This is a genomic window from Sphingobacterium sp. NGMCC 1.201703 (genome assembly GCF_047784615.1).
GTDB lineage: Bacteria > Bacteroidota > Bacteroidia > Sphingobacteriales > Sphingobacteriaceae > Sphingobacterium.
In genome coordinates, this window is sequence record NZ_JBLOHD010000008.1 from 211,877 (window position 1) to 231,285 (window position 19,409).

12 protein-coding genes are annotated in these 19,409 nt (G+C 39.6%); 8 read left to right on the top strand and 4 right to left on the bottom strand.

The genetic code is table 11. The features are described from left to right. The first annotated feature begins 4 nt into the window (after window positions 1-4). The gene (locus ACK8HY_RS18160; protein ID WP_416134401.1) at window positions 5-331 is read left to right on the top strand and encodes a DUF493 domain-containing protein; all 327 of its coding nucleotides are present in this window, start codon (window positions 5-7) and stop codon (window positions 329-331) included. A gap of 65 nt (window positions 332-396) precedes the next feature. Here the strand turns inward: ACK8HY_RS18160 and ACK8HY_RS18165 are convergent, their stop codons facing one another. Next, the gene (locus ACK8HY_RS18165) at window positions 397-1,344 is read right to left on the bottom strand and encodes a hypothetical protein (protein ID WP_416134402.1); all 948 of its coding nucleotides are present in this window, start codon (window positions 1,342-1,344) and stop codon (window positions 397-399) included. A gap of 84 nt (window positions 1,345-1,428) precedes the next feature. Continuing rightward, on the bottom strand, window positions 1,429-3,615 hold the full coding sequence (pnp, locus tag ACK8HY_RS18170; protein ID WP_077437928.1) for a polyribonucleotide nucleotidyltransferase: 2,187 nt from the start codon (window positions 3,613-3,615) through the stop codon (window positions 1,429-1,431). Between the two features lie 589 nt (window positions 3,616-4,204). Here pnp and ACK8HY_RS18175 point away from each other — a divergent pair. Continuing rightward, window positions 4,205-4,864 (top strand): DUF6266 family protein, encoded by a 660-nt coding sequence (locus ACK8HY_RS18175; RefSeq protein WP_416134403.1) that lies wholly within the window; start codon window positions 4,205-4,207, stop codon window positions 4,862-4,864. Window positions 4,865-4,965: 101 nt separating this feature from the next. Here ACK8HY_RS18175 and rpsO read toward each other — a convergent pair whose 3' ends face one another. Next, on the bottom strand, window positions 4,966-5,244 hold the full coding sequence (gene rpsO / locus ACK8HY_RS18180; RefSeq protein ID WP_077437930.1) for a 30S ribosomal protein S15: 279 nt from the start codon (window positions 5,242-5,244) through the stop codon (window positions 4,966-4,968). 101 nt (window positions 5,245-5,345) lie between these two features. After that, a complete protein-coding gene (locus tag ACK8HY_RS18185; RefSeq protein WP_416134404.1) occupies window positions 5,346-6,560 on the bottom strand; it encodes an acyltransferase family protein in 1,215 nt (404 codons plus the stop codon). Window positions 6,561-6,783: 223 nt separating this feature from the next. On the opposite strand from ACK8HY_RS18185, the gene ACK8HY_RS18190 reads away from it, so the two are divergent. From ACK8HY_RS18190 to ACK8HY_RS18215, 6 genes are all read left to right on the top strand, one after another. Then, complete coding sequence (locus ACK8HY_RS18190) at window positions 6,784-7,947, top strand: ROK family transcriptional regulator (protein WP_416134405.1); 1,164 nt, start codon at window positions 6,784-6,786, stop codon at window positions 7,945-7,947. Between the two features lie 374 nt (window positions 7,948-8,321). Beyond that, the gene (locus ACK8HY_RS18195; RefSeq protein WP_416134406.1) at window positions 8,322-9,494 is read left to right on the top strand and encodes an ROK family protein; all 1,173 of its coding nucleotides are present in this window, start codon (window positions 8,322-8,324) and stop codon (window positions 9,492-9,494) included. 24 nt (window positions 9,495-9,518) lie between these two features. Beyond that, window positions 9,519-12,614 carry a SusC/RagA family TonB-linked outer membrane protein gene (locus ACK8HY_RS18200; RefSeq protein WP_077437934.1) on the top strand — a complete coding sequence of 1,032 codons (3,096 nt, stop codon included), beginning with the start codon at window positions 9,519-9,521 and terminating at the stop codon, window positions 12,612-12,614. Between the two features lie 19 nt (window positions 12,615-12,633). After that, window positions 12,634-14,532, top strand: a complete 1,899-nt coding sequence (locus tag ACK8HY_RS18205; RefSeq protein WP_139351211.1) for a SusD/RagB family nutrient-binding outer membrane lipoprotein — start codon at window positions 12,634-12,636, stop codon at window positions 14,530-14,532. 367 nt (window positions 14,533-14,899) lie between these two features. After that, the gene (locus tag ACK8HY_RS18210; RefSeq protein WP_077437936.1) at window positions 14,900-16,063 is read left to right on the top strand and encodes an ROK family protein; all 1,164 of its coding nucleotides are present in this window, start codon (window positions 14,900-14,902) and stop codon (window positions 16,061-16,063) included. A 24-nt stretch (window positions 16,064-16,087) separates the two neighbouring features. Then, a complete protein-coding gene (locus ACK8HY_RS18215) occupies window positions 16,088-19,408 on the top strand; it encodes a SusC/RagA family TonB-linked outer membrane protein (RefSeq protein ID WP_416134407.1) in 3,321 nt (1,106 codons plus the stop codon). Window position 19,409 lies beyond the last annotated feature (1 nt).

A 19,409-nucleotide genomic window follows, 5' to 3' on the forward strand; every position in this document is an offset into this window, starting at 1 on the left:
AAAAATGGCAGATTACAAAAACATCAATATACAAGATATCCCTGATGGGGGCGAAAATCCAAAAGACTTCTATGAAAGTTTCAAAGAGAAGTTAGAAGACTTGGAGACCTTCCCAAAAGACTATACCTACAAGTTTATCTTACCAAAGGATCAGGATCAATTCAACCAGATCCAACAAGTATTTGATGATACTGATGCAAGCTTTGATTTCAAAGACTCCAAGACAGGAAAATACACCTCGATCACGGTTAATGTAAATGTAAAAGATGCCGATCAGGTCATTTACTTCTTCAAAGAAGTAGCCAAGATAAAAGGCGTTATTATGCTATAAAACAAAGCAGGCTGTCGAAATGACAGCCTGCTTTGTTTTATAGCTATATTAATAGCCTAGTCACCCTATTTCAACAGCACAACATCAAGCCGATAATCGCCACTAAATCTTTTACTATCATAGTGCAGCTTGAGTAGCTTGAGGGCAGTCTCATCCTGTAGGGAATTTAAGATCCGTTTGACATCTTTTCGTTCAACAAACTGTTTCCAATTGCTTTTCCGATCATAGAAAAAGGACATTTGTCCCTTCATGCTATTCCCGGTCGCGCCCAGCGCATATAACTTCATTTCACTGAACAGTATATTAAAATAGTCGTTATATACCAAGCAATCGAGCATAATCTCTTTATTTTTATTAGCCATCCAGTCAAATCGATACGAACAGTACATCGGCTTCCCATAGTAAATACCAGGTTTATGGGGAATCTTGATCTCCGCAAAAAATTGCTTGAGCAATTCCACCACCGCAGGCTCGCCATCGTACGCTAAGGGCAAAGAGCTAAGCTCACAATCCATATATAAGGTAAAAGAAGACAGATTGAGGCCCCAGCGTCCTTGACGATCCAACAAAAACTTGGACAAACGCTCCAAAAGTGGTGACATGCCGCCCCTGAATTCGCCCGGCACGGAAAGAGCAACAAAGTGTCTTGCCTCATTAAATTTATAACGTTTTTCATACATATCTATCACAAAGCGGTTATATTCCTGATCAAAATTAACATAAAGCTCGTCTATCATGGAATCTCTGATAGCTTTATCCTTTAGAATTAACCTATTAAAAGGCCAAAATGAATCCTGTCTATAGGGCCACAAAATGGCATGCCCCAGCTTATAAAACTCATAGCGTCCCTTGGGCAAGATCAATTTATTCTGAATTGCATAATCTTGTATAGCAATGGAAAGATTCCGAAATTTATCGCCATAAGACAATTGACCGTAAACGGACAGATGCAATAGCATAAGCGCGAGCATCAGATTCGATTTAAACACTACCGTGCGAAATATACCTTTCATAGGATAACGATGTAAGCAAGTCCTATTTTCCATAAAAAAAGCCCGCTATTTAGCGGGCTTTTTTATAGTAAATTCAATATAAGTTTATTCCTGACCGGCACCAGCTACGGGAGCTTCGCCGTTCGGCTTATCTTGTTTTGGTTTATCTTCTTTTGGAGGACGAGGCAATAAAGCTTTACGTGAAAGTTTCATTTTACCTTGTTTGTCAATATCCAATAATTTAACCGTTACTTTATCACCTTCCTTGAAGATTCCGTCCATTGTTTCAAGACGTTTCCAGTCAATTTCAGAGATGTGCAACAAACCATCTTTACCCGGCATAATCTCAACAAATGCACCAAACGGCATAATTGATTTTACTTTACCTTCGTAAGTTTCACCGATCTCAGGTTTAGATGCAATCGCTTTGATACGTCCTACCGCATCATCAATTGCTGCTTTATTATCCGCAAACACCTGTACGACACCCTTGTTATCAACCTCCTCGATAGAGATTGTTGCACCAGTCTCACGTTGCATTTCTTGGATGATCTTACCACCTGGGCCGATCACAGCACCGATAAATTCTTTATCGATCAATAACTGAACAATACGAGGTGCATGTGGTTTGTAGTCTTCACGTGGAGCAGAAATAGTTTTCTTCATTTCACCTAAGATGTGTAAACGAGCTTCTTTTGCTTGATCCAAAGCCTGGGTCAACACTTCCCATTTCAAACCATTGATTTTTAAGTCCATCTGACAAGCAACAATACCTTTTTCAGTACCTGTCACTTTAAAGTCCATGTCACCTAAGTGATCTTCATCACCTAAGATATCCGATAAAATTGCATATTTACCGGTTTTCTCATCGGAGATCAATCCCATTGCGATACCAGATACAGGAGCTTTCAATTTCACACCAGCATCCAAAAGAGCCAATGTACCGGCACATACCGTCGCCATGGACGAAGAACCATTGGATTCCAAAATATCAGAAACCACACGGATTGTATACGGGTTTTCATTATCTGCAGGTAATACTTGTTTCAATGAACGCATGGCCAAGTTACCATGACCAACTTCACGACGGCCTGGACCTCTGTTTGGTCTGACTTCACCTGTAGAGAATGCAGGGAAGTTGTAGTGAAGGATAAATTTGTTATAACCGTTGATAAAAGCACCATCGATCATTTGTTCATCGTCTTTAGCACCTAAAGTAACTGAAGTCAATGACTGTGTTTCACCACGTGTAAATACAGCTGAGCCGTGTGCAGCAGGTAAGTAATCTACTTCTGACCAGATTGGACGCACTGTACGAACGTCACGGCCATCCAAACGAATTCCTTCGTCCAGGACAAGGTTACGGACAGCATCGTACTGAACATCGTGGAAATATTTTTTAAACAAGAATGCTGTATCATCATCCAATTCCTCAGGCATTGTTGCTCTATATTCTTCTGCAATCTTCGCAAAATTTTCAGAACGCTCATGTTTCGCTGAAGCAGATTTTGCGATAGCGTAAACTTTATCATACGTAGCTGCAAAAATTGAATCTCTCAATTCAAGGTTTTCAGGCTCGTGGTTATATTCGCGTTTTACAGTTTTACCGACTAGATTCGCCAATTCAACCTGTGCTGCGATTTGTTTTTTGATCGCTTCATGAGCAAAAGCAATTGCTTCCACCATCTCAGCTTCAGAAATTTCTTTTGCTTCACCTTCAACCATACCGATATCTTGTGCAGAGCCGGCAACGATAAATTCTAAAGAGGCGTTTTCCAGTTCAGATAATTTTGGATTGATCACCAGTTGACCGTCAATCTTCGCTACACGAACCTCTGAGATAGGACCATTGAAAGGAATATCAGATACTGCGATTGCTGCAGAAGCTGCCAAACCCGCTAAAGCATCAGGCATAATATCTTTATCTGCAGAAATCAAGCTAATCTGAACTTGTGTATCTGCGTGATAGTTTTCAGGGAATAAAGGACGTAATGCACGATCTACCAAACGGGAAATCAATACCTCATAGTCTGATAATCTAGCCTCACGGCGTAAGAAACCACCTGGAATGCGGCCTGTTGCTGCATATTTTTCTTGATAATCTACTGAAAGTGGTAAAAAATCAACACCAGATTTAGCTTCTTTGGCAGAAACGACAGTTGCTAGCAACATCGTATCACCTTGTTTTAACACTACAGCTCCATCAGCCTGTTTTGCCAATTTCCCTGTAGACAATTCGATCTGGGTGCCATTACCCATATCGATGGTTGTTTTAATTTCGTTGTAATTCATTTAATCTTGTTTTTGACACGCTTTTCATCTTGTTGGCAGCGTGCCGATATTTTAAATACGTTAGATTTCAGCACAAAGGTAAATTAAAATATTAAGATTAATGCAAATAACAGCAGGCTAAATATGCAAAGCCAATACGCAGGCCACAGGGAGCTAAAGAATCCGATGTCATTCTTTGGAAATCTGCTCCTAAAAATGCACCTCCAGATGCTCTATTAGATGTAATTGTTTTGAACATTTTCCCAATAACAACGGCCAGTCCAGAAAAGATTGAACCTTAGACACTTTTACTCTATTTAGGTCATTTGGAGCATTATTTTTGTTACACAAGCACAACCCCTTCCCTTTTTCTTCTTTTAATTTTTAAGGACAGCCTCTTATAATCAAATAGTGATCAAACTCTACCTTTTAACAGTACTTGTTCAGTGTTTGTTCAGTGCTTGCTCAGTGATTACTCAGTGAGGATTGAATAATCAATGAGTGATTACTGTCTAAAAATTGATTGAAATTTGTGATTAGGGATAAGTTGGCATTAGGATGTTTCCGTTTTAATGTTTATCTTAATTATCTATTTTCTAATCAGACCGTTATGGCAATAATCAAAAATGGCGTTAATGGAACTGTTTCCGGGAAAGCGGGTTCCGTTGTGTTTGTGTTGACGAAAACAGGAAATTATGTACGCGCTCTCCCACGCATTAAAAAGCGGGAGCCCAGTCCTGAACAGCTGCTCAGTAGAACCCGCTTCAAAATTGTGAGATCGCATATTAGCCTATTAAATCCGATCATCAAGATAGGTTTTAAGGCATATAGCTACCCAAAGCGGGCATATGATGGTGCGATGTCTTATAATCTGAACGAAGCACTTATTCAGAAAGAAGACGGTTTTGAAGTTAACTGGCTGAAATTTATGATTGCCAAAGGAAGCCCCAACCCCATCACTTCCTACACGATGGATTTCGATCAAGAAAACCGAGTGCTTCGGGTTACTTGGGAATATGATGCCTATCTGGAGAAGAAGTTTGACACCAGGTTTTATGATTCCTTCTTAGTCCTGTATAATGCAGCGTGTAATGGGGTTGAATATCCACTTTTGACGAACGATTCAAAAAACAGCTTAATAACTGGAAAACAAGACATTATTATTTCAAAACATGGAAAGGAAGCGACTTATGAAGTGTATATATTTTTTGTAGAGAGCTATGGTGGGGGAAACACAGACAGTCTGCACCTGGGCAGCGTAAAGGTTTGACCGCAGCTTTTGCCAGCAGAACCATACAGCTGTACTATAATAAAACGAAAAAAGCCATCCAGAATCTGGATGGCTTTCTTAAAAAACCTTTGTACAAAAGCTTATTTGATGATATCACGTAAACCTAGCGCTTTGATGATCGCACGGTAACGGTTAATATCAGTTTTGTAAAGATAAGCCAATAATGAACGACGTTTACCTACCAACATTTGTAGGGCACGTTGTGTACCGAAATCTTTTCTGTTCTTTTTCAAATGCTCTGTTAAGTGAGCAATTCTCTTAGTGAATAAAGCAACCTGACCTTCTGTAGATCCAGTGTTTGTCGCTGATCCAGCAAATTCTGCGAAGATTTCAGCTTTGTACTCTTTACTTAAATACATCTCTTGAATAATATTAAAGCGTTAAAAAATTTATTAATTGTGTGCAAAGTTAGCATTTTTTTTTGGATCAGCAAATGTTCCCACTAAGGTCTTTGCTATCTCTATACTTTTACATAGATTTTTTTCTTGTCCAACCAGTAACAGATGACCCACATGAGCGCCAAAAAACACAGGGAATAAACAAAAGAACCCAGTTCGGGAATTCCGGGAACTTTGGCACAGACATATTTATAAAACCAGCCAAAAGCGTCAATATATTTTTGTTTCCCATCTTCTGCCAGTCCGTCGGGAATCCGGAATAAACCCAAAAAGCGCGGTAAAATTCCACTCAGTACAAATATAAATAAAGGGTTTTTGCCGAACACATCAAAAAATTGAGTCAATTTATTTTTAACCCCTTGCACCTCAATAAACCAAATCATACCAGCGATTGTCATTGTCGCAAGTCCGGTTGTGTAAAGCACGTAGGAACTTGTCCAGATTTTCTTATTGATCGGAAAGCCCAGCGCCCAGATCCATGCCAAAACAAGAAGGATAAAACCAGTTACAAACATACCCGATAATAGCTTAAAATGAGGCTCGTTTGAAGCCGGTACCTTGGACCATAACCAGTCCACCTGCCCTTGTTTCTTGATAAATACCCCTACCAGATAACCAAATACAACCTGTACCACCGCTGGTAAGGTACTCATTAGCCCCTCGGGGTCAAATGGAACTCCTTCGCCCTTATAGATATGTGGCACGCCCAAAAGAGCGATATCATATTTTGTTCCAAACCATCCTTCTAAGCTATATGGATCTGTTCCTCCGGCCAGGGCACAGACAGCCCAATACAGTAATAATATGATGGTAGAAATCCAGATAATTGCCTTCTCTTTAAAGTAATAAGCTAATATGGAGGCAAAACAATAAGCAATCGCGATACGTTGTAGGACTCCGAGGATACGGATACCCCGACTTGGATCATTTGGGTCTACCCATTGTTTAAAAACCAGTTCTGCTCCCTCCCATTTAATAAATGGCCACCAGTTGATAAAGAGGCCTATTGCAAAAATCAGGATAGTACGTTTAAGTACTTTTTTCCAGAAAACTGCCGGACCTGCCTCCTGCAATCGCGGGATGACAAAGGACATCGCGTTTCCAACAGCAAATAGAAAAAATGGGAAAACCAAGTCCGTTGGAGAGCATCCATGCCAGGCTGCATGTTTTAGCGGGGCAAACATATGCGCCCATGTGCCCGGATTATTGACCATAATCATCAGAGCAACAGTAGCCCCACGAAATACATCCAAGGAATAATAACGTTGTTTTATCATAAATTAAGTGATTAGCTAGTAAATATAGGGATTTTGACTTCATTTTTATGCCAAATCAAATCAATCACTGCACAAACAGGAAGCTTTTAGCAATATAACTGTATAAAAATAAGAGCTAACAAAATTCCTTTTTAAAATTATTTAAAAAGTCGTCAAAACTTACCTAAAATACTTATCTTTAGCTAACAATTATGACCAATTCCTTTTATTAGGTAATTAAACAATGAAAGCTGACATTTTACGATTATTATATTATAATAAGACACAATCCATTGCGGATCTCTCTAAATCTCTTTCAAAAAGTACGCCCATAGTCACAAAGACAATTAATGAACTTGTGAAACAAGAACTTATTCTTGATCATGGCCTGGGGGAATCAACAGGCGGTCGGCGTGCCGCCCAATATGGACTCAATAGTAACCTTTCATACTATATCGTCAGTGTCGCTATAGATCAATATTATAGCTCCTTTACCATTTCCAATTTAGCGCACACTATTATTGCACAACAGAAGGATATCACCATCAACTTAAAAGAGCAGGATGCCGGGGAACGGATCCTCCATGCACTGGAAACGATTCTTCAGGAAAGTCAGATTGACAAACAACATATTATTGGTGTGGGAATCAGTATGCCCGGATTTGTTAATCCGGAAGAGAAAATAAATGACTCTTATCCCCAAAATTCTTCCCTCCACCATCTCTATAAACAAATTGAAGAAAAATTACAGTTAGCCACAGTTATTGACAATGATTCCCGATGTGTTGCTTGGGCGGAAAAGGAATTTGGCCATGGGGTGGATATCGCGCATACCCTTGTCATCAATTTAAACTGGGGTGTTGGACTTGGAATTATCATAAACGGTGAAATCTTTAAAGGTGCAACAGGTTTTGCAGGTGAGTTTAGCCACATTCCCTTGTCCGATAAAACCACCTTGTGCTCATGTGGCAAGAGAGGCTGTTTGGAGGTCGAAGCATCCTTAAATGCCGCCATACAAAATACCGAATCAGATATCCAAAAAGGTGAATATTCGATTTACTCCACCTTTGCTAAAATAAATACAAATAAAGCGGATACATTAATTGAAGCAGCGAAGTTGGGTGATCAAATTGCGATTAATAACCTTGGAAAAATTGGCTACATGCTCGGAAAAGGTATTTCAACCCTACTGCATATCCTCAATCCGAACAAAATAATCATTAGCGGACGTGGAGCGGAAGTGGGTGATATTATCGCCCCACAGATCCAGGTCGCAATCAACGAGTTTAGCATTCCCAAAATCGCAAAAATGACCAAAATAGAAATTTCTGAACTTCACAGAGACGCACAGCAAATGGGGACCGCCGCCTTAGTGGCGGAACATCTGATCGATAATATTATCCATTAGTTAGGTAAAACTGCTATTCACATATACAGCTACACTGATTATCAGATTAATATCAATCCAGCTACAACTCACCCTGTAGCTTGCTATCTCGATCGAGCATCGTCTGATAAAAGATTGTACGAGGATGTTTAGATTTAAAATCAAATCATCCAGCGCCAAAAGTACCATCAACAAAATAAGGGTCTATACAGGTTCCTAAAAAACGCTCCAATTATGAGAGCGTTTTTTATTTACAGGTCAACAAAATAAAATATAACCAGTTTTAAAGGCTACTTTTTAAAAAAAAATAAAAAGGTATTTCCACTTAACACAAATATAACATATCTTTAGCGATCACTAAATGGGAAAACACTAACGCATCCCCACATAACAGCATGGAATTGAAGGAGAAAATCCTTGTATATCTTTACTATTTAAAGGAGCTGTCTATTGCTGGACTTTCTAAAAGCCTGGCAAAAAGCACGCCTATTGTTACAAAAGCAATTAATGAGCTATTAGAACAGCATGTTATTGTAGACAAAGGTTTGGCCGCCTCCACCGGAGGCAGAAGGGCAGCGTTATATGCTTTAAATGATCATGCTGACCAACTCATTATTAGTGTGTCCGTAGACCAGTTCTATACATCCATTCATCTGAGCAACCTGAAACAGGAAGTTTTAGCTGAAACAGTGGATATCAGGCTCGACCTAAGAGACGAATCTGCTGGAAATGATATTGTTGAGCACATCAGAAAGTTTATTAATACTCACAAATTAAAAAGCAGCAAAATTATAGGAATAGGAATCAGCATGCCGGGCTTTGTCAATGCCAACCTTGGGGTCAATGATTCATTTGCCGATAACAATCCACTTCATCATCTTAAGCACAACATTGAAAAGAAGCTGAATATACCCACAATAATTGATAATGATTCCCACTGTGTTGCCTGGGCTGAAAAAGAATTCGGAAGTGGCGTAGATAGCACACATACGCTGGTCATTAATCTGAATTGGGGAGTAGGCTTGGGAATTATCATTAATGGTGAAATTTTTACCGGCGCTACGGGTTTTGCTGGCGAGTTTAGTCACATTCCGCTCTCTAACACCAACAGTTTATGTTCCTGTGGAAAAAGGGGCTGTCTTGAAGTGGAGGCATCTTTAAAATCCGCAATAGAGCAAACAGAATTGGCAATCCAACAGGGAGAGTATTCCATCTATAGCACGCTTATAAAAACCATGAGCAACAAAAATAATGCCCTCATCGAGGCCGCAAAAATAGGAGACCAATTGGTTATCTATAATATTGGGAAGATCGGTTTTATGATCGGGAAAGGGATATCGACCTTACTGCACATCCTCAATCCAAACAAAGTTATTATCAGTGGTCGAGGAGCCGAGATTGGACATATTTTAGGCCCACAAATCCAAAACGCTATCAATGAATTCAGTATTCCCAGAATAGCCAAAATGACTGAAATAGAAATTTCAGGGCTACATAAAACTGCACAACAAAAAGGGACAGCTGCATTAGTTGTCGAACATTATATCAATCGCATTTTAACGAATTAAACTCTTTACTTAATTACCTAAAAAATGAGTCTATTTTACAAAAAAGCAGCGGGGTTAGCATTGGGCACAATATTTAGTGCTTCAGCCCTCTATGCGCAACAAACAATTACAGGTAAGGTATCCGATGACAAAGGGCCTATTTCAGGAGCCACTGTAGCAGTCAAAGGAACTACAAAAGCGACACAGACAAACGCCAGTGGATCATTTAGCATTGATGCAGCTCCAGGTGAAACCATCCGTGTATCAATCGTCGGATACAAAGCCCAAGAAATCGTGGTTGGCTCGACTAAAACGATTAATGTTACATTAATCTCAGATGCCTCAACATTAGGAGAGGTCGTCGTGACAGCCATGGGTATAAAAAGGGAGAAGAAAACATTGGGTTATTCTTTTCAGGAAGTTAAATCCGAACAATTGACAGATGCCAAAGAAACTAATGTTGCGAATGCATTGGTCGGTAAAGTTTCCGGACTTCAGGTAATAAAAGGTTCGGCAGGCCCAGCATCTTCGACGAAGATCACACTTCGTGGTAACAACTCACTTACAGGAGATAATCAACCATTAATCATTGTTGACGGTGTGCCGATGAACAATTTCCTTGGTGGTATGAAAGGAAATGGTGATAAAAATAACGATATGTGGAACCCCGCTACGGATATGGGTGGTGGTTTAGGTGACATCAACCCAGACGATATTGAAAGCATGTCCGTACTTAAAGGCGGTGCAGCATCCGCATTATACGGATCAAGAGCTGGTAATGGTGCCATCGTGATCACGACCAAATCGGGTAAAGCTCAAAAAGGCGCAGGTATCACCTACTCTTCAACAATCGGTCTTGAAACGATCTTCATGACACCGAATCTGCAAAATAGCTATGGACAAGGAAAAGACGGTGTTTATAATCCAATAAGTACAACGAGCTGGGGCGATAAAGTAAGCAAGGTATATGACAATATTGGCGCATACTTCAATACGGGGGTTAATCATACGCAAAACCTTGCTTTTCAACAACAGCTGGGCGAGACCAATATCTATTCTTCCGCAACTTATTTAAATGACCAAAGCAAGATTCCTGGATCTTCCTTAGAAAGAATCAATTTGATGACTAAGGTTACCTCATCATTTGGCCCTGATAAACGCTGGACCACTGATGTCAAGGTGCAGTACATGAATATGAACGCCAAAAACAGACCTATCTCTGGACAAAATAATTCGAATGTGTATAGCACATTGTTTACCATGCCTCGTTCCATGAATATCCTTGATTTCAAAAATCCATTGAATGCAGTCGGTGATATGGCTTGGTATGGAACAAGTGAGAATAAAACGATGAACCCTTATTGGTTGGAAAAATACCGTCTGAACAATGATATTCGTGATCGTTTTATCATGAATGGTAATATCAAATACAAATTCAATGACTGGTTAGATGCGGAAGCAAGATTTGGCCGTGATCAGTATACAACCAATTATGAAAACAAAACGTATGGTGGTAGCCCATTGATTACAGGTGGTAGTTATGGCGTGGGTAAAAACACATTCTTTGAAAACAACTTCACTGTTGCGTTAAATGCCCGTAAAGATAATTTGATCGGAAAATGGGGTGGATCTGCTTCCGTATTCGGACAAATTATGAAGACAAGATCAACTGGGATAGATGCAAGTACAGGCGAACTACAAGTACCAAATCTGTTTTACATCAATAACAGTAAGTCATTCCCAACAATTGAACAAAGTTTGTTACAAAAACAAATCAACTCACTGTATGCCACAGCTGAGATCAATTACGATAATTATTTATTCTTTAACGTGACCGGAAGAAATGACTGGTCATCTGCTTTAGGACTAGATAATAGATCATTCTTCTACCCTTCAGTAAGTGGGTCGTGGGTAATTTCGGATATGATTAACAAAACGGGAGGTTCATTACCGAGCTGGTTATCATTTGCGAAATTAAGAGGGTCTTATGCTGAAGTTGGTAATGATCTTCCATCCTTCCAATTGTACAATGTTTATAACATCGGAAAAGATCCAAATGGGAACACGACTGCTGGAATGGGAAATACCAAATATAGCCCGAGCATTCTGAGCGAACTTATCAAAACCATCGAGTTTGGTTTCGACACCCGTTTATTCAACAGCCGATTAGGTTTGGATTTTGCCTGGTATAAAACCAATGCGACCAACCAGCTGATCGATCTTCCAATGAACCCTTACAGTGGTTATGAATATGAAAAAATTAATGCCGGAAATATCCAAAACTCGGGTTTTGAAATCGTATTGGACGGAAGAATATTGACAAATAAAGATCAGTTAACATGGAATTCCAGCCTGAATTTTTCAAGAAACAGAAATAAGATCATCAGTCTTGCCGAAGGGGTAGATATGTATCCGTTGGGCTCTTATGACAATGTTTCGATCCGCGCCCTTGAAGGTGGATTGTATGGCGATATTTATGGTACCAAATTCTTAAGAGTTGAGGATCCGAACAGCGAATTTAACGGTCAATTGATCTTAAACGGCAGCGGATTACCACAGGCGGCAAGCGGTCTTCACAAACTTGGAAACCAAGCACCTAAAGCATTGGTAGGCTGGAACAATAATTTTGCTTACAAAAACTTTGGTTTAAGCTTCCAGGTAGACGGAAGATTTGGCGGTGAATTTTTCTCTGGAACAAATCTCAATCTACAGGCAAATGGTAGTGCTGCAGTCACAGCTCCAAATGGCGAACGCAATCCATTTGTAGTAGATGGCGTGATTGCCTCCAATGGATCTTACACAAAAAATACCGTGCAAACCACGCAACAATTATATTGGACGCAAGTGACTTCCACGTCAGGAAACTATGGTATTACGGAACAAAACGTATATGATGCCACCAATATCCGTTTGAGAAATGTGACATTAAGTTATAATTTTCCAAAAAGCATTCTTGGAAACAGCATCGTACAGCGTGCCAAAGTCAGCTTGACAGGAAATAATCTTTGGATGATTAAAAGCTATGCCAATGGTGTAGATCCAGAATCTGTATTTGCGATCAACTCCAATGCGACAGGCTTTGAGAACTTCTCTACACCAACATCCAGATCTTTCTTCCTTAATGTCACTTTAGGCTTCTAATCAACAAAAACGATAAATCATGAAAAATATCATATCAAAAATAGGTTTCGCAGTTCTTTTGGGAGGAGTAATCAGCTCATGCTCTAAATTCGATGAGATGAACGTCAATCCCTATAAAGCTAACGACGAACAAGTCAAAATCGAATTCTTTTTTAACAACTCACTTACTGGCGCACAACAAGATCCCAATATCGCTGAGCGTATCTTTGTGCTCGACTGGAAAACAACCGGAAGACAGCATATGACCAATGGTCTTGCAACGGGGACAGTAAATGATGATTGGTCTAAAGAATATTATAGATATTCAGCTGAATGGATCAAAAATGCGACTAAAGGAATTGAGATTGCCACCAATGAAATCAATGCCGGTACAGCGAAAGAATATACCAATAATTTACTACAGATTTCACGTATCTGGAGAGCATACCTGATCAGTGAGGTAACCGATAATTTTGGCCCTACTCCTATAGCTTTCGCAGAAGGCGTTAACCCAAAATACAGTTCAGTCAAAGATGTTTACTACTATCTTTTCGAGGAACTTAAAGATGCGACTTCCAAAATAAAACCCGGCATAAAGGTTCCTGACGATGTTGTCAAGTTTGACCGTGCGTATGGTTTTAATGACGAGAAGTGGATCAAATATGCCAACTCAATGCGGATGCGTCTGGCGATGCGCCTATCTGAGGTTGATGCAAACAAAGCAAAATCTGAATTCGAGGCTGCTGTTGCTACTAATAAGTACATCAGCAATACGGCGGACAATTTCACAGTTGCAGAGAAAGACGGTTGGGATCCATTGACTGGCGTTATGAGCCGCAGCTGGAATTATCAGGCACTTTCAGCTACATTAAACAACCTTTATCTTGGGTTGGGGGGTATTCAAACAGAAAAGCAGGTTGCTGATGAGTTGAAATCTTCGATCAAAGCCGAAAACTACATTGGTAAGCGCTACAGTAACCATTTTACCAGTATGACCAATGATCCTTCCGCAGGTTATTGGCTGGATGGTCTGCCAAATAAAATTGACCCTCGTGCGTTGAAGGCCTTCTTTATTCCGGGAGATTTTAACAACCGCAACTTCTTCGACAATGGTGACGACTCTAAAAAAACTGTAGACACCTTAGTAAATGGCAGTACGAAAATTGCTGTCAATACCAAATATACCTGGAATGCGTTTTCATTAGGTGACTGGGCAGCAAAAGGAACAAACAACCGATTGAGAAGCACATTGGTAGGTAAAGTTCCGGCGCTTGCAGTTCAGTTCAGAAGAAGTACAAATAGCCGTATTTTCTTTGCCAACTGGGAGACCTATTTCCTATTAGCCGAAGCATCGCTAAAAGGATGGATGACAAGGACATCTGCGCAGGAAGCCTATGAGAATGGTGTCAGAGCCAATTTCGATTACTGGGGCGTAGGTCAGTTTGCTTCCGAATACCTAAGCTCGACTGATTATAACAGAGTAGGTACTTCGGTTAGTTTCACACATATAGCAGAACCAGGTGATGCACATACCATGGATTACATTGATGGCTATACCAATGCTGCCGGTACAGTAAGCATTAAATATCCTGTCAATTCACTTTACAAAAATGGTACAGTACGCAATGATTTATTGACGAAGATCATTACTCAAAAATTCATTGCCAATTTACCTTGGTTACCATTGGAATCCTGGAATGATCAAAGAAGATTGGGTTTACCTTTCTATGAAAATCCTGCAATTGAAAATGCTTTACCAAACTTGCCTGATCTTACATCAGCAAACTTTATGACAAGCAGCATCAGATTCTTTCCACAACGATTAGCATTCCCATCGTCATTTAGGGATACTGATCCTGCTGAATACCAAAATGCGGTATCATTATTAGGTGGTGTGGATAAAGTATTGACTCCACTGTGGTGGGCAAAACAGAAATAAGTTTTTTCACCCAATGAATTATAATTAAGCCGGCTTATAGCCGGCTTTTTGTTTATCAAGCAACGAAAACCTTTTCGTATAGTTTTTGTTACAATTCTTCTATTTAAAGCCTCCTCAAAACAATAAAGAACAGGGTTTTTAGCTATAAAAACCGTTAAGTTCAAAATTCTTTTTAAAAATTTTAAAAAGAATTTTGAACTTAACATAAATAGTATATATCTTTAACATATCAAGCTTATAGAAAACCGAGGGATTCGGTATTTTTTTAAGCATATACTATGAAAAACCAGATTGACTTAAATTGATTAGAATTAAGTCATTTTTAAACTTAAGAGAACACAATACTACGAACACAATTTAACCAAATATGATCGTCGAGATTTTAAGAATGTTGTATTACAAGCCAATGCAACCGATTGCAGATATTGCAAATTCTTTGCGCCGAAGCATTCCATCTGTTACCAAACAGATGAATGACCTCATGACTAAAAATGTCATCGTAGAGAAAGGTTATGCCGCATCTACGGGTGGAAGAAAGGCTATACAATATATGCTCAATGAAGAGTTGAAGCACAGTATCATCAGCATTGCCATCGATCAATTTTACACGTCCATATCTTTAACTAACCTGAAAGCCGAAATAATTTCTTCCAAAAACAATATTCCAATTGATCTTAGTGACAGAAAAGCGACCGATGCCATATTAGAAGCTCTAAACATTTTCATTAACAGTAACCAGATCGATCTAAAACAGGTGATTGGTATTGGCGTCAGCATGCCCGGTTTCGTCGATACGGATACAGGTCTCAACGAATCTTATAACGAAGATTCCTCCTTATACAATATTAGAGAGTTGATAGAAAAGAAATTTCATCTTCCAACGATTATCGACAATGATTCACGTTGTGTTGCCTGGGCGGAGAAAAAATTTGGCAGTGCTCAGGATTCGTCTCATTCATTGGTGATCAATCTAAATTGGGGTGTAGGGTTAGGAATTTTAATAAACGATGATATATTCAAAGGCACATCAGGCTATGCTGGCGAATTTAGCCATATTCCACTTTCAGAAACGCTGACTTTATGTTCCTGTGGTAAAAGAGGCTGTTTAGAAGTCGAAGCATCCATTAGTGCTGCGGTCCGGAATATCGAACGGGATATAAAAAATGGGGAGTATTCAATTTATGAAAAACTTGCTGGGGAATATGTCAACAAAATCGAGGCATTAATAGAAGCTGTGCAAATCGGCGACCAGGTAGCAATTAATAATATCGGAAAAATAGGGTATCTACTCGGTAAAGGAATATCAACATTAATTCACATTCTAAATCCGAGCAAAATTATCATCAGTGGTAGAGGCGCCGAAATCGGGCATATTTTAGCTCCTCACATCCAAGTAGCAATAAACGAATACAGCATTCCCAAAATAGCCAAAAAGACAACATTAAGTATTTCCAGTCTACACAAAAAGGCACAACAGATTGGAACAACGGCCTTAGTCATAGAAAAATACATTACCAACATAATTAACTAACGTTTTTACACAAACACCTAAAACATGAGTCTATTTTACAAAAAAACTGCAGGATTGGCGTTATGTACACTTTTCAGTGCTACATCACTCTTCGCGCAGCAAAGCATTTCTGGAATAGTTTCAGATGCTAATGGACCTATCTCTGGTGCTACCGTTTCTGTAAAGGGAACAACTAGAGGTACGCAAACAGGCGCCAATGGGTCATTTACAATCCAAGCCGCACAAGGCGAAACCCTACGCATATCCATGGTCGGATATAAGTCTCAAGAGATTGTAGTTGGATCAACAAAAACAATTAACATTAAACTGACTGAAGATGCCTCCAATCTAGAGGAGGTAGTGGTAACAGCCATGGGGATTAAAAGAGCTCCCAAAGAGCTGGGTTATGCCATGAGCACCGTTGACTCGAAAGAGCTAACAAAAACTGGTTCTCCAAACTTTGCGGGGGCATTGTATGGTAAAGCACCAGGTGTTCGTATCTCGGCTGCACCGGGCGGTGCTACGTCAGGGATCAACATTAATATCCGGGGTACAAACTCGATTACAGGTACTTCTCAACCTCTTGTTATCATTGACGGGGTACCGATGCGCCAAAGTAGTTTTAATAATAGTGATTATTGGGGTGACCAACGTGCACGCGGTAACGGATTAGAAGATTTAAACCCAGAAGATATCGAGAGCATCTCGGTGCTAAAAGGAGCTTCCGCCGCTGCATTATATGGCTCTGAAGCGCTAAATGGTGTCGTTATGGTTACAACGAAATCTGGAAAAGGAGGAAAAGGATTTTCTATTGATTTCAATGCGACTTATACCCATGATCAAATAGCTTATCTACCAAGATTCCAGGATGTTCGTGGTCCGGGTTTTAGCCGGGAATATTCAAACCAAGGACAAGCGGAGGATAAATTTTTCTATTATGGGGCAGACAGAACGATTGACGGTGTAAATAGAGGAGTGTTAGCAGCAACGGTAAATTTTGGACCTAAATTCGATGGTCAACCCATTATTTCCTGGGACGGTAAGGTACGTCCATATGTCGCACAAAAATCGTACAATAAGTTATTCAATAACCCGAATAACACCATATTTAACTTTGCATTAGGACATGCTACCGAAAACTCAAATATTCGTTTTTCGTTAACACGTCAAGACAATCAAATGACTTCTTTGGACTCTTATAATAAAAAGAATGTCGCAAACTTAGCTGCAAATTTTAAACTTTGGCAGAAACTATCTACAGACGTTACTGTCAATTTCGTTAATCAGCATACGCATAATCGACCATTCCTTACTGATCGTCTAATCAACAACTTCACGGGAATGATCTCGACATTCGATAACCCAGAATGGTATCTTGATAAGTATCAAACGAGTTTAGGCTACAAATATGTAGTGGACGGCCCAAATGCACAGAGTCTAACTCCAGGAGAAAATCTAAAATACAATGGCTACAAAACGGATGTTTTAGACTATATGTGGAATGTAAAGGCGAAACAATATGATGAATATTCTAATCGTCTCATCGGATCCTTTACAAACACGTATCAAATTACCGATGACCTATCGGTACGCGCGCGCTTCTCGGCAGATGTTACTGGCGGTAGAATCGAAGATAAACAACCTAACGAACGTCCACTCGCATTTGAAAATACGGGATACTACTCCTTAAAAAATCAAAACGCTAATATTTATTATGCAGATTTCTTAGCATCGTATAGCAAACAAGTGACCAACGACATTAAACTTGGGGCAATGGTGGGTTATACTGCCACAAAAACATTGAGTACGGATGTAGAAGCTGCAACAAGTGGCGGCCTAAGCGTAAGAAACTGGTTTGATGTTAGCTCCTCTCTCAATCTAAGCAGAGGCTATAGTGTTAAACGGAACAGATTACAGGATGCAGTTTTTGGATCGTTAAATTTTAATTTAAAGAACTATTGGTTTGTTGAGGGTACATTGCGAAGAGAAGTTGTGTCAACGATGCACCCAGATCGTAATACATTATATTACCCTTCCGTCAATTCAAGTTTAATTTTGTCCGAGGCATTCAAGCTTCCCGAAGCTTTTAACTACGCAAAATTGAGAGGTTCATTCGGTATCGTGGGTAAATATCCGGAAATATACCGAAGCGCGTTAAGCTATAGTCAAAGTTCCTTAGGAAGCCAAGGTGGGACATTACCGGTACTTTATACAAATATTCCTACATCAAGCTTCGGAAACGAATTGATTAAACCCGAAAACAAACATGAATTTGAGTTCGGTCTAGAAACCAAAATGTTTAAAAATAGATTTGGTGTTGATCTTACGTATTATAATGGAAAGATCGTAGACCAGATCCTAGATTTTACACTTCCAATTTCATCAGGGTCATCATCGATTTTAGCGAATGTAGGGACACTTAGAAACAAAGGCTGGGAATTTGCAATTACCGGCGTACCAGTTCAAAATGAAAACTTTAAATGGAATTCGGTCTTAAACTTCGCATCCAATAAAAACGTTGTTGAAAAACTTCCAGGAGATGATTCTTTTTTACGACTTAGAGATTATGACGGTAGTGCAGCACAACTGATAGCTGTTGTAGGTCAATCCATGGGTGACATTATGGTACATCCTTATTCTACAGATGACAAAGGAAATAGAATTGTTTCAGACAATGGTTTATACAAATTAGATGCTGATAAATGGATTAAAGCAGGTAATGCCATGCCAAAAATCACCGGTGGATTCATCAATACATTTACGTACAAAAACTTCACTTTAGATGCCTTAATTGACTTCCGCTGGGGTGGTCAAGTTATGCCAACAGGTATCAATTGGATGGTTAGCCGTGGTTTATTAGAAGAAAGCTTAAATGCGATGGATACCGAACACGGAGGACTTAGTTACTATTTGGCTAACGGTAAAGGTGTAGCTACCAATGGAACTGCTGGGCCCAATGGAGAAAAGGTATTCCACGATGGTATGTTAATGGAGGGTGTATTGAGCAATGGCTCTGCAAACAACAATATTATTTCGCAAGCATATTACTATAACCAAACGTACAACTGGGGAGGACCTCAATATTCCAACGCAAATTATGGTTTGTACGTGAAGGATAATAATTACATCAAAATGCGCGAACTCTCCTTCGGATATAGACTTCCTGCATCTGTTGCATCCAAATTAAAAGCAAAAAACATTCAAATTTCAGCTTTCGGACGTAATTTATTCTTTATCTACCGAAGCATTAAAGATCTAGACCCTGAGCAAATGACAGGTGGATCCTATTGGGTAAATCAGGTAACCAATGCTGGTACAAGCCCTGCGACAAGAACATATGGTTTAATGTTAAGAGCAAGTTTCTAAC

What these genes read in the sequence shown, in the direction of transcription:
- ACK8HY_RS18160 (WP_416134401.1), top strand. Translation starts at nt 5, where the DNA reads ATGGCAGATTACAAAAACATCAATATACAAGATATCCCTGATGGGGGC.
- ACK8HY_RS18165 (WP_416134402.1), bottom strand. Translation starts at nt 1,344, where the DNA reads ATGAAAGGTATATTTCGCACGGTAGTGTTTAAATCGAATCTGATGCTC.
- pnp (WP_077437928.1), bottom strand. Translation starts at nt 3,615, where the DNA reads ATGAATTACAACGAAATTAAAACAACCATCGATATGGGTAATGGCACC.
- ACK8HY_RS18175 (WP_416134403.1), top strand. Translation starts at nt 4,205, where the DNA reads ATGGCAATAATCAAAAATGGCGTTAATGGAACTGTTTCCGGGAAAGCG.
- rpsO (WP_077437930.1), bottom strand. Translation starts at nt 5,244, where the DNA reads ATGTATTTAAGTAAAGAGTACAAAGCTGAAATCTTCGCAGAATTTGCT.
- ACK8HY_RS18185 (WP_416134404.1), bottom strand. Translation starts at nt 6,560, where the DNA reads ATGATAAAACAACGTTATTATTCCTTGGATGTATTTCGTGGGGCTACT.
- ACK8HY_RS18190 (WP_416134405.1), top strand. Translation starts at nt 6,784, where the DNA reads ATGAAAGCTGACATTTTACGATTATTATATTATAATAAGACACAATCC.
- ACK8HY_RS18195 (WP_416134406.1), top strand. Translation starts at nt 8,322, where the DNA reads ATGGAATTGAAGGAGAAAATCCTTGTATATCTTTACTATTTAAAGGAG.
- ACK8HY_RS18200 (WP_077437934.1), top strand. Translation starts at nt 9,519, where the DNA reads ATGAGTCTATTTTACAAAAAAGCAGCGGGGTTAGCATTGGGCACAATA.
- ACK8HY_RS18205 (WP_139351211.1), top strand. Translation starts at nt 12,634, where the DNA reads ATGAAAAATATCATATCAAAAATAGGTTTCGCAGTTCTTTTGGGAGGA.
- ACK8HY_RS18210 (WP_077437936.1), top strand. Translation starts at nt 14,900, where the DNA reads ATGATCGTCGAGATTTTAAGAATGTTGTATTACAAGCCAATGCAACCG.
- ACK8HY_RS18215 (WP_416134407.1), top strand. Translation starts at nt 16,088, where the DNA reads ATGAGTCTATTTTACAAAAAAACTGCAGGATTGGCGTTATGTACACTT.